The sequence below is a fragment of the Flavobacterium sp. GW821-FHT11G01 genome (assembly GCF_058808175.1).
In genome coordinates this window covers 50,683-63,686 of the sequence record NZ_JBXARK010000010.1, presented here as the reverse complement: position 1 = coordinate 63,686, position 13,004 = coordinate 50,683, and the positions used below count along the sequence as shown (strand labels likewise).

The 13,004-nt window shown below is 34.3% G+C and carries 5 protein-coding genes; 3 read left to right on the top strand and 2 right to left on the bottom strand.

The annotated features are described in order from the left end of the window. Positions 1-11 precede the first annotated feature (11 nt). Together AC1RRN_RS17330 and AC1RRN_RS17325 are read right to left on the bottom strand one after the other, a co-directional pair. On the bottom strand, positions 12-2,813 hold the full coding sequence (locus tag AC1RRN_RS17330) for a glycosyl hydrolase (RefSeq protein WP_492968499.1): 2,802 nt from the start codon (positions 2,811-2,813) through the stop codon (positions 12-14). Between the two features lie 292 nt (positions 2,814-3,105). Beyond that, entirely contained in the window at positions 3,106-4,161 is a 1,056-nt protein-coding gene (locus AC1RRN_RS17325) for a GntR family transcriptional regulator (RefSeq protein ID WP_492968498.1), read from the bottom strand. Positions 4,162-4,720: 559 nt separating this feature from the next. Between AC1RRN_RS17325 and AC1RRN_RS17320 the strand changes: the two genes are divergently transcribed. The 3 genes from AC1RRN_RS17320 (at position 4,721) to AC1RRN_RS17310 (ending at position 12,977) form a co-directional block, all read left to right on the top strand. Continuing rightward, positions 4,721-7,864: a SusC/RagA family TonB-linked outer membrane protein gene (locus AC1RRN_RS17320; protein WP_492968497.1), complete on the top strand. Its 3,144-nt coding sequence runs from the start codon at positions 4,721-4,723 to the stop codon at positions 7,862-7,864. Between the two features lie 6 nt (positions 7,865-7,870). Then, positions 7,871-9,406 carry a RagB/SusD family nutrient uptake outer membrane protein gene (locus tag AC1RRN_RS17315; protein ID WP_492968496.1) on the top strand — a complete coding sequence of 512 codons (1,536 nt, stop codon included), beginning with the start codon at positions 7,871-7,873 and terminating at the stop codon, positions 9,404-9,406. A gap of 415 nt (positions 9,407-9,821) precedes the next feature. Further along, positions 9,822-12,977 carry a SusC/RagA family TonB-linked outer membrane protein gene (locus AC1RRN_RS17310; protein ID WP_492968495.1) on the top strand — a complete coding sequence of 1,052 codons (3,156 nt, stop codon included), beginning with the start codon at positions 9,822-9,824 and terminating at the stop codon, positions 12,975-12,977. Positions 12,978-13,004: the final 27 nt, after the last annotated feature.

Sequence of the window (13,004 nt, the reverse complement as noted above, 5' to 3'; positions counted from 1 at the left end):
TTATTTAGTAATTAGTTTTGTTGTTTTAATGGAGTTAATGTAACAAGACCTAATAATCCGGAAGGCATCGGATTCCATTTTGTGGCATCGAATTTTTTATAATCTTTATCAACCATATTGATTTCATAGAAAATTTTCCATTCTTCACCTTTTAATTCTTTGTCTCTAATTCGGTTGGCAGAAAGATTTGTAACCTGAATTTTTAAAGTATTTTTTCCAGCTTTTAATTTTCCGATATTTAATTTAAAAGGAACTGACCAGGCGGTTCCAATAAATTCATCGTTTAGCCAAACTTTTGCGCTTTCGCGGACATCTCCCAGATTTAAACTCCATGATTCTGTTTTGATATTCGGATTATCAAATTGAAGTGTGTATGTTGCAGAACCTGAAAAAGCTTCTGCTTCAGGACCCAATTTTGTCCACGATTCTAAGTTTGAAATTGTTGCACCTGGAGGTAATTTCGGACCGCCTTTATCAAAAGTAATTTTCCAATTTCCTTTTAACAGAACCGCTTCTGCTGTTGGTTCGTAGTAATTCCATTTCTTTTGCGAAGCTGTATTTTCTGTTTTTAGAAAATAAGATTGTCCAGGTTCTATTTTTATTTTTATTAATGTTGTATTTGCCTCTTTCTTTACAATAGCGTTTCCATAATTTCTATTTAGAGGGTCAAAAATTACAACTTCTTTATTGCCAATTTGAAGCGGAATAAATTCGTCTATTGTTTTTGGAGTATGATTTACAACATAATATATTTTCTCTCCATCAATATTTCTTCGAATGAATTTTAAACCTGTATTTACAAGGGTTTCAGGATATATTTGATTATTTTCTAATGTTTTAAAAATGTCAGTTGTTGGTTTAACCAATTCACTATTTGAAGTTAAAAGCGTTTTAAGTTCTTGTTCCTGTTTTTGGTAGTCATTAAAACCCGGAACAGATTCCGGAAGTCCTTCAAAAATAATATTTGCTCCCGATTTTTTCAACTCAATAAGCTTCTGTAAAGTTGCAAGAGGCATTTTTTTACAAGCAGGAATTATCAGTGATTTAAAAGTTCCACCAGGTAAACTTACTTTTCCGTTCACTACTTTCGCTTCAGCTATAAAATTATCTGAGATAAAGTCAACTCCATATCCTTTTTTCATAAGACTTTTGGTTGTATCATAAAATGAAGTTTCGTACAACCAATCAGATAAAGAATGTATTTTGTATTCAACAAATAAACTTCCTTTTTTGTATTTATCCCAATTATCAAAAATAGGCCAGTAAAGCAATATTTCATTGTCTGATTTTCCCTGTTGCAGCATCGATTGACAATTTGCAATATAAGAGAATAGAGCAGGAGCATCTTCCCAGATACTGTTATTAGAATTAAAATTTACAGATGCATAAAATTTCCATCCCGGCCAGGCTGCTCTTTCCGGAGAATAAGTTGAACCGTGAAGAAAAATATGATTAACTCCATTAAGCATTAAATCCTCTGCTTCAGGTTTACATTGTGATAAAGCTGTTTTGAAATGTTCTCTCAACCAGGTAAATGTTTCAGAAGAAACAAGATTTTTTCCTGATATATGTGCTGCAGATGATGAAAATTTCAACATTACCGGATCTGCGTCTCCTTCACGAATATCTTCTTTTTCACGTCTGAAACCTGGAATATCAAAAGGCATTGAACCAAAAGTTTCACATTCAGGAATATCTGCGGAAGCATATAAATCAATTAAATTACCAGGAGATCCGTGCGCCTGAAGTTTGGTTTTAAAATTTTTAGAATGTGCCCATTGTGTCCAGGGTTTATCAAATTTGTTTAATAATAAATCGCCAATAGTCTGGCGATAATCACTTTTTATTCGGTTGCCAATTTCATTATCCGTTTCACTCAACAATAAAGGCAATTGCTTTTTTAAATCATAACCTCTTCGTTTTTGAAATTCTTCAAAGAAATTAGGCGTAAAATCAGTTCCGTAAACTTCATAACTATCATTAAAAATCGCTCTGATTTTTCCTTCACGACCTATAAAAGCATTATTAAACGGAACAACATAAGCATTTAAGGCTTCTTCTGAATAATGGTCTAATGTAAAACCGCTTCCTCCCGGAGCAGATCTTTTTACTTGTTGTCCGGTTTTACCACTAAAAACGGCATATAATGTATAATCCGTTTTTTTAGCCTTCCATTTTAATTTATTTGGTTCTAATGGATTAGGAATAGAAACAGATTTTCCGTCGATACCTTTATCCTTTGGTTTTGACCCGTTTTTATTTAATTGATTTGTCAGATCGATAACAGATCCATCAATTCCGTAAGCCACAACATATAAAAGTTCAGTTGGTTGTTTTTCTTTAGTGTTTTCAACCTTAATATTTCGATCAAATGTTTCATTCTTTTTCAATTGGTATTTCTCGACAACCAATTTTGTAGCGGCATGAGGCAAGGTGACATGTGAACCTCCATATGGCCATCCTGTTCCTAAAACCATATCCACCTGCATATGAAGACTGTCTGAAACCTGAATTGTATAGTCTAACATTTCCAACCATTTTGGAGAGAGATAATCAATAAAATTGCTTTCTTCCCCTTTTACACCATAGATCGGAGTAATTTCTACACCACCAATTCCGGCGTTGTGAAAATCAACAAGATTCTTCTTTAAATTTGGTTTGTCTACTGCACTTCCCATCCACCACCAGCGCGCCCAAGGCTGATTGATATTAGTTGATTTTGGCCATGGAGAAATTGTTTCCTGAGCAAATGAATTTAGAAAACAATAAAAAAACAGAAGAATAAAGTAACGATTTGGTTTATTTAATCTCATCATTATGTTGTTCAAAGGGTTGTCGGTTAGTTAAAAGTAAAAGTAGCAGTAGTTCCTAAAAATGCTATCCTGTAGCATCCTGTTAAAAATGATTTTTCAAAAAGTAAAATGTATGGTAAATTTCGAATTTTTATCGTTAATTCTTACTTTTTGGATAAAATAGATGCGAAATGCTGAAAAATATTTTAATAAAATTTCTTATAACGTATTTATGAATTTGATACTCTCAGGCTAATGACTTGAACTCACTTATAGCTATAAAAAATATAGCAATGACCAATCGTTTTAGTCTCTATAGAGAATTTCGCTCAATATATTGAAAGGGGTTTTTGATGAATTCTTTTTTACCACTGAGTAGTAGTTTCGCAGCTTGTTCTCCCATTGCTTGAAAATCAGTGCTAATAACTGTTATTCCTAAAAGAGCTTTAAGGGGAGTTTCATTATAGGAAATGACACCTACATCAACACCAATAATCAATTTTTTTGCCCTGATCTCCTGTATCAAATTTACAAGATCACTATCTTCAAGTGTGATATAGGCTTCTTTGGAATCAAATTCCTGATCTGGATAGATTTCGTCAAGTACTTCAAAATCCATTTGATGCTTTTTGCAAAATTGTACAAATCCTTGTAAAACTGCCTTAGGGTATGGAAAAAGAGATTTGCTGGGATATACTAATATGAATTTTTTATACTTTTTAACTTTTTCCAAACCTTCTTCAAGAGCCTGAGCAATATCTTTTTTATAATCCTGATAGATCGCGGTAAAATTTCCCGATATTTCAGAATAAGAATTATCGAGTATGACTAATTTTTCTTTTGGAATTGCTTCAATAGCTTTAATCACTTTTGGTGTGTAATTGACATGACTTTTTCCTTTGCCTATAAAGTGAGGCATAATCACAAAGTAATTGTAATTATTAATGTTTTTTTTCAGGGAATTAATAAAAAGATGTTCATCACAATAATAAATATACATATTTACACGTCCTTTTAGGCCTATCGTGTCAACAAAAGCATTGTAAACTTCCATTTTATAAGAGCTGGGTTTGTTGATGAGAAAGAAAACATCTGTTTTAATATCTGAATTTATATCACTCACAAAATTGCCAACTCCCTTTACAGAGAAAACCAGATAACGATCACGTAAAACCTTATATGCTTTCTCGGCGGTATCCCTTGCCATGGAGTTCTTCTCACTTAGTTCATTAATTGACGGGAGCCTTTGTCCTTTTTTTATTATTCCGGATTCGATATCAGCGGCTATGCTGTTTGCTACCTGAATAAATTTAGGAACGCTTGAATGTTCTTTGACATTGACTATAATATGTTCTGTCTCTGGGATCATACCGAATAATAAATATAAAATTGGACAATAACAATAAGACTTAAAACGGATTATAATACTACAATACATTTGCAATTATGATTGCGTTTAATATTGTGAACTAGTTAATTTTATAACATAGTGGTATTAAAAATCTTAAAACAATCTCATTATTTTGCGGCAATTTATTGTATAATTTTTTATATACTATCCCGTACTGTATGCTAAAATTTTGACTAAAATTAAGAAATGTTTAACCAAGCATAGCCATAATGTGTAAATGCACTGAAAATCAATGAAATAATATAAAAATATTTTTTTGATATTTTTATATTTCATAATTTTTTTTGAACATAAATGCGATATGTGAAAAAAAAATACGCTTTTGTTTTGATATTAATATCTGTTGCTTTTTTTGTTTGTTTATATTGAAAATCAAATAGTTCTATGTTTTTTTTTATAAAAAAAACTTAAAAAGTATACATAAAACATTGAAAGTTAACAGGATACTACAGGATGCAGCGAAAGACTCTTCTAAATAGATTTGGTTAAACTAATTAATTAACCAAATTTAACCTTTATGAAAAACAAATTTAATCTTTTGCTGATTATAGCCTTGTTTGCGTTGCTGCATACATCAGGTTATGCGCAAAATAAAACAGTTACAGGAACAGTTACGGATCCGTCCAAACTCTCTATTCCGGGAGTTAACGTAATTGTTAAAGGAACAGGTCGGGGAGCGAGTACCAATATTGATGGAAAATACAGTATTTCTGTAGCTCCGGGAGAAACTTTAGTTTTTTCGTTTGTGGGATTTATTAAAAAAGAACAAGTAATTGGAGCTTCAAACAGTTATAATATTTCTTTAGATGCTGAAAGTTCAAATTTGAATGAAGTTGTTATTATTGGTTATGGAACCCAAAAGAAAAAATTAACAAGTGGTGCCATATCAGGAATTAAAACAGAGAATTTTACAGAAAGACCGATTTCAAGAATAGATCAGGGTCTGATTGGACAAGTAGCCGGGGTTCGTGTTAAACAAACAACAGGCTTACCAGGACAGCCTTTTAGTATCGAAATCAGAGGGTCGGGATCTATTACTGCCGGAAATGAGCCATTATATGTAGTAGATGGATTTCCTATTTATACAGAAGGATCAAATTCTAATGGAGGATTTTCAAACGGAAGTCCACTGGACAATATGAATCCCAATGATGTGGCTTCTATTGAAGTTTTAAAGGATGCTGCCGCTGCTGCAATTTATGGTTCGCGCGCCTCTAATGGTGTGGTTATAATTACAACAAAAAAAGGTAAAAAAGGAAAAACACAATTTACTTTTAATACCTATGGAGGAGTTAATAAAGAAGCTAACAGAGTTGATATGCTTTCTGCTCAGGGATGGATAGACCGCGCCAAAACAATGATTGACGGGCAATGGCTTGGATCTGGAATTGCGGGAGCGTCTGCTAGTCAGACTAATGCGGAAAGAATTGCGGCTTATAATTTAAAAAATCCAACAGCACCTCTTATTCCTAGCAATAGCAGATATTATACGTATTTGTATGATGACAGATGGGATATTCCGGGACACCCAGGACTGGATTATATTGATTGGCAGGATAAAGTTTTCAGAACCGGAGAGTTTAGTAATTATCAGTTAACTGCTTCTGGGGCTACTGATGCTGTGAATTATTATGTTTCGGCAAACTATCAAAAAAATACCGGATATATTGTAGGTACTGATTATACTCTTTTTTCGGGAAGAGCAAATATTGATGTTAAACTCTCAGACAGCTTTAAGATGGGAATCAATTTAGCGCCATCTTATTCTATTAAAAACGATCCGGGAGTTGAAGGAAAAGACAATACACTCTTTAAAGCCCTTACTGCAACTCCAGTTTTTGAAAGTGCTGCAAATGCTGCCGGAGAAAAATATACAACGCGATATGCATGGGGATCCAGTACAACCAATATGCTAAATGCGTTAGCCAGAACAGGTAGAAACTCAATGTATAGAACTTTAATTTCTGGATATGCGAATTATCAGTTTGCTAAGAGTTTTACTTTTAAAAGCACCATTAACTTTGATAACTCAGATAATGTGAACGAAAGTTATACACCAAATGATGTAATTGCAAGTATCAGGGGAGCCTACAATACCTACAGAAGACAAAATATAGTAAATGAAAATACGCTGACTTATGATAGAACTTTTGGAAATCATAGTTTTAATGTGCTTTTAGGACAATCTTTTAATAAGTATGAAATTACAAAATCTACTATGTCTTCAGGAGCGCTTTATAACAGCTCAACTATAGAGACATTACCTGCGGGATCTATCGGTTCGACCACTGCAGAAAAAAATACATTACTTTCTTATTTCACTCGTCTTCAGTACAATTTCAAAGAAAAATATATTCTGGCAGCAAGTATAAGACGTGATGGTTCTTCGAAATTCGGTACGGATAGAAGATGGGGAACTTTCTCCTCTCTTTCTTTAGCATGGAGAGTGAAACAAGAAGCATTTTTGCAAAATGTTGACTGGTTAACCGAATTAAAATTAAGAGCTAGTGCAGGTACAAACGGAAGTAATAATATTGGAAGTTACGCTCAGTATGCAACCCTTGGATCTTTCAATTATTCATTAGGTGGTGCAGCCGCAGCTGGTCAGGGAGCAGCCTCGATCCCAAATCCAAATCTACATTGGGAAGAATCAAAAAGTATAGATTTTGGATTGGATTTTGGATTTATAAAAAACAGACTTACAGGATCATTTGAAGTATATAGAAAAAATAATAACGAATTGCTTTTAAGAGTTCCGACTCCTAGTTCTTCTGGATTTCAAACGTTTCAAACCAACATTGGTGAAGTACAAAATCAAGGATGGGAATTTGAAATGAATTCTCTAAATGTTAAAACATCTAGTTTTGAATGGAGAACATCAGCAAATATTAGCCATAACGAAAATAAAGTGGTGGCTTTAGGTCCGGGTCAGGATAAAATTGAAATTAGCAACTCTTTTGATGGAGGAATTCCTTTTATAAAATTAGAAGTTGGTAAACCAATGTATACCATTTTTGGACTTAAACAAAATGGAGTAGTTACTCAGGCTGACATTGATACAGGCGGAACAACTATTGGTGGAAATAAATTAGTTCTTGGAGATCCAAGATATGTAGATCAAAACGGAGATAAAAAAATTAACTCAGAGGATCGTATAGATTTAGGAAATCCAACTCCAAAATATACATGGGGAATCACCAATACTTTTAAATACAAAGACATTGATTTGAATATTTTAGTTCAGGGACAAAATGGAGGAACAGTATACGGATTAACTGGTCGTGCCATTGATCGTACCGGAATGGGATCTGTAGAGAATTCACTAAATGTTGATCCGGCAGTTAGAGGAAATTGGAGAACTTCTTTTGGCTATCAGGCGAACTCTGACTGGTTATATAAATCTGATTATATAAGTGTTAGAAATATTTCTATCGGATATAATTTAAGACAAGCATTAAAAGGAATTAAAAGAATTGATAACGCAAGATTGTACGTAACAGGTGAAAACTGGTTCTATTGGAATAAATACAAAGTTGGTTTTAATCCTGAAGCGGTAAATACTTCTGCAAGTTCAAACTCTGATTTTGCTGTACCGGTTGATTACGGTGGAGCGCCTTTAGCAAAATCGTTAGTTATCGGACTTAATATTAATTTTAATTAAAAGAAAATGAAAAAATATATCTTAATAACAGCAGGAGTTTTACTGCTAATGACACAGTGGTCCTGCACAGATGAATTGACACAGTTGCCTTTATCAGCTGGAACAATAGAGAATTTTTATGCTACTCCTGGAGATTTTGTACAGGCCAGAAATGCAACTTATTCCGTGGCTTTTCACGGAGCAGGAACCTATGGTTATGCAAACAGAGTTTTGAATTTAAGTGAAACTAGATCTGATAATTTGTATGCTACCACTACCGCTTCAAGAGATTGGGAAGGAATTAATAGTTTTTACACTTCAATCAGCTCTAATACTTATGTAAAAGAAGCTTATACAAGTAATTACAATGCAATTTATAAAGCAAATCAGTTGTTAGAAAAACTTGCCGAAAAAGGAGATGCCATCTTTACAAATCCTGCAGATAAAACTTCAATGGTAGCTGAGGCCCGTTTTTTAAGAGCGTTTTGTTATTTTGATTTAATCAGATGGTTCGGTAGAGTTCCGTTAATTGATAGAACAATGACGGCTCAGGAAGCTTCTAAAGTTGGAAGAACTCCTGTTAGTCAGATCTATGATTTAATTATTTCCGATTTAAATTTAGCTATTGCCGATCTTAGTCCTACTTATGATGTTGCTAATTTTGGAAGAGTAACAAAATATGGTGCAAAATCATTATTAGGTTTGGTTTATATGACGCGCTCTAGTCCAAAATACGGAATTGATGGTGCTATGCTTGGATTAAACGAATGGGATAAAGCCTATAAGGAACTCAATGATATTAAAACAAGTGGCTTGTACACTTTTGGAGCAGATTACGCAGCCATTTTTAAAGTAGAAGGACTTGCAAATAAGGAGAATGTATTGACTATTCCGTACACGCAAAATATTTCAACTCCCGTTGGAGGAAATTTTATGGTTGAAGTTGGCTACGAGCCTTATTTTGCTTCGGTAAATTTATCTGCGCAAGGATCTTTGGAAGCCAAACCAATTTCGAAAGGGTTTTTAAATATGTTTGATGTGGCTGATAAAAGAAAAATTGCTGGTATTGCCACAAGTTATACTGTGGCTTCCGGAACTTACAAAGGAACTTATACGGAGCCTGTTTTTATAAAATATATAGACCCGACAAGATACGGAAATGGTCGTGAAGACTGGGGTGTAGATTTTATGGTAACACGTTATACAGATGTTTTGATGTTAATGGCAGAATGTACATTGCATGGTGGTGGCGGTACTCAGGCAGATGTGGATGCAATTGTGAACCAGGTCAGAAAAAGAGCGGGAGTGGCAGAAAATGCAGTAAATATCAATTTAGATCAATTGTTTGATGAAAGAAGAAAAGAATTCTTTTCAGAAGGTACAAGATGGTTTGATCTAATCCGATCTGGAAAGGCAGTAACTACTATGAATGCATGGAGAATAGCTGAAGATACCGGGAATAAAATTAGGGTAATTGACAACAACTCGTTATTGTACCCTATTCCGTTACAGGAACTTTTGGCTGTGCCTGGGCTTTACGATCAAAATCCTGGGTATGATTAATTAGTATTTTTATTTTTTTTGTTTTAGAAAGAAACCGCTTCATTTATGAGGCGGTTTTTGTTTGATGGAAACCTCTTAAATAAGAAGTCTGTGATAAAACTTTTCTGTATTTCTATTGTTTAATTTCTTACAAATCAAATTATGAAGGAATTGTTTTAATATTTTCTATTTCATATTTTTTTTAGAACATAAATACGATATATGAAAAAAAAATATTCTTTTATTTTGATATTATTAGATTCTGTTTTTTCTGCTTGTTTAATATTGAAAATCAATTAGTTCGAGTTCTTTCTCGTAAAAAAATGTTAAAACAATTCATAAGATACTGAAAGTTAACAGGATACTACAGGATGCTGTGTGAACCTCTTCTGGATAAATTTGGATTAACTATTAATTAACCAAATTTAAACTTTTTATGAAAAACAAATTTAGTCTTTTGCTGATTTTGGCCCTGTTTGCTTTATTGCAAACAGCAGGTTATGCGCAGAACAAAGTTGTTAAAGGTACCATTACAGATGCCTCGGGATTACCTATTCCAGGAGCAAATGTGCTTTTAAAAGGAACAAAACAGGGAACTAGTACTGATTTTGACGGTAAATACTCCATTAATGCAAGTGCTGGTCAGGTGTTGATCTTTTCTTCTACCGGTTCAAAGACTGTAGAAAAAACAGTTGGTACTACTTCAGAAATCAATGTGAAACTTGCTGAAGAAGTATCACAACTTAATGAGATTGTGGTTGTTGGTTACGGAACTCAGAAAAAATCTGATGTAACAGGATCGGTTTCAAGTATTTCTGCTGAACAATTAATGAACAGGCCTGTTACAAGTGCAACTGAAGCGTTGCAAGGTAAAGTAGCGGGTGTTGATATTACGACAAACGAGCGTCCGGGATCTTTAGGTACAGTACGTATTCGTGGTAATCGCTCTTTGACAGCAAGTAATGATCCTTTATATGTTGTAGATGGTGTGCCATTGTTATCTCAGTCTGCTATTGAAACACTTAACCCAAGGGATATTGAATCGATGGACATTCTTAAAGATGCTTCTGCAACTGCTATTTATGGATCGCGTGGAGCTAACGGGGTTATTATTGTAACAACTAAACAAGGTAAAACGGGCAGGTTTACATTAAACTATGCCGGTACTGTAACCACTTCTCAAATTGTCGACAGAGCGCCATCAATGAGTGCCTCTGATTTTATTACATTCAGACGTTGGGCAGCTTACAATCTTGATCCAACTAAATATGCTAATCCAAATTCACCTACTTTGGCAAATGATAAATTAATTTTTGATAGTGCCTTAGACGGTCAGACATCAAGAGATAATGTATTAAAAGGTTGGGCCAGCGGAACATGGGATGCCTCAAAAGTAACCAATACAGATTGGACTGATTTAGTAACTCAGGGAGGAATAAGTACAGAGCACGTTATTAGTGCTAGTGGAGGTTCTGAAAAAGTAAATACATATGGATCTATTGGTTATTTGGATAATCAGGGTACTCAAAAAGGACAATGGTACAAACGTTATACAGCAAAATTGACTTCAAATATTACTCCGGTGGCCTGGTTTAAAATGAATGCCTCTTTTAATGTTTCGTGGAGTGAACAAGATTATGGTATGTCGACTTTAAACGCAAGAAGTGGGACGGCGCCCGACGCTATTTATGGAGCTGCTAAATCTATTTATAATATTGCTGTTCCTTATGATGCAAACGGCAATTTGATTATCAATCCAGGTGGAGAATCAGGAATTTATACCATTGCGAATGAATGGGATAAAAGTACCCAGCAATCACAAACCATGCGTGTTTTGGCTAATTTTGCTGCTACTTTAGACTTTGGTAAAATGACCAAATCATTAGAGGGACTTACTTATAAAATAAATTTTGGACCTGATTTCCGTCATTGGAGAGAAGGAGTTTATATTGATGGAACATCATCACTAAAAATTAACTCAAATGGTAGTACAGGTGTTAACTTTGCCCGTCTTCAAAACCGTCGTGATCTTTCATGGACGTTAGATAATATTATTAGCTACGACCGTACATTTGCTGCTAAGCATAAAGTTGGTGCAACTTTGTTACAGACAGCATCATCTTGGGATTATGAGACTTCTGCAATGAGTGCTAATAATATTCCTAAACCTTCTTTTTTATGGAATGCAATGAGTTCGGTAGATGCTACAAATGCTGCTAATAATGCACGTATGAGCTCTGGACTTAATCAACGTAAGATTACTTCTTACATGGCGCGCGCTAATTATGGATTTGATAATCGTTATTTATTAACTGTCTCAGGACGTTGGGATGGAGTTTCACAGTTGTCTGATGGACATAAATGGGACTTTTTTCCATCAACAGCATTGGCTTGGCGTATCAACAATGAAGAATTCTTAAAAAATGTAGATTGGGTTGAGAATTTAAAACTTCGTTTAGGTGTAGGTACCTCAGGTAACTCATCAGTTAATCCTTATGGAACATTAGGAAATATTAGTCAAATATTCCTCCCTTTCAATGGTATGAGTAATCAGGCAGGTTTTACAACAAATGAACCTTATTATACAGATACTCAAACTGGAATGCCTAATAAAAATTTGGGTTGGGAAAAAACGACACAATATAATTTAGGAGTTGATTTTAGTTTCTTAAACAACAGAATTAGTGGTACTATTGATGCTTATAAATCTGATACTAAAGATTTATTATTAAGAGTAGATATACCACCTGTATCAGGTTATCCTTATATCGTTTCGAATATTGGTCAAACAAAAAATCATGGGGTTGAGGTAACGCTTAATCTTATTCCAATACAAACTGCCAGCGGATTTACATGGGAAACTAATTTAAATGGTGCGTGGCAAAAAGATGAGATAGTTGAACTAGCAAATGGTGCAAATGACATGGTAAGTAACTCATGGTTTATTGGGCAGTCTATTGCTGTTCGTTACGGATATGATTATCAGGGAATTTGGCAAAACACTCCGGAAGATCTTGCTGAAATGGCAAAATGGAATGCTAACAGCTATAAGTTCACTCCGGGTAATGTACGTCCTAAAGATCAAAATGGTGATTATAAAATGGATGCTGCTGATCGTGTTGTTGTTGGGAACAGTAATCCTAACTGGACAATGGGATGGAACAACAACTTTACCTACAAAGGTTTTGATTTAGGAATAAATATTTACGGTCGTACAGGATACACAGCGTCTTTAGGAGGTGAAGCTTTAACGGCTCACGCCAACCAACGTGAAACAGATTACTGGACTCCGGATAATACAGATGCTGAATTCCAAAAACCAATTCTTGGTCAGGCATCTTCAGGTTCACAAGATCCTTTCTCAGGACTTGTTGGTTTTCAAAAGGCATCATTTGTAAAAATTCGTAATATTTCTTTGGGTTATAATTTATCTAAAGATGTTGCAAATAAAGTTGGATTAGCAAACATGAAACTTTATTTACAGGCTGTAAATCCTGGAAGTATTTACCAATCTTTAGACTGGTATGATTTTGACACGGATAAAACTTACTTCAATCGTAGTTTCGTTATGGGTATTGAGGTTGGGTTTTAATAATGTATTGTGGCGAATTGAAGTATA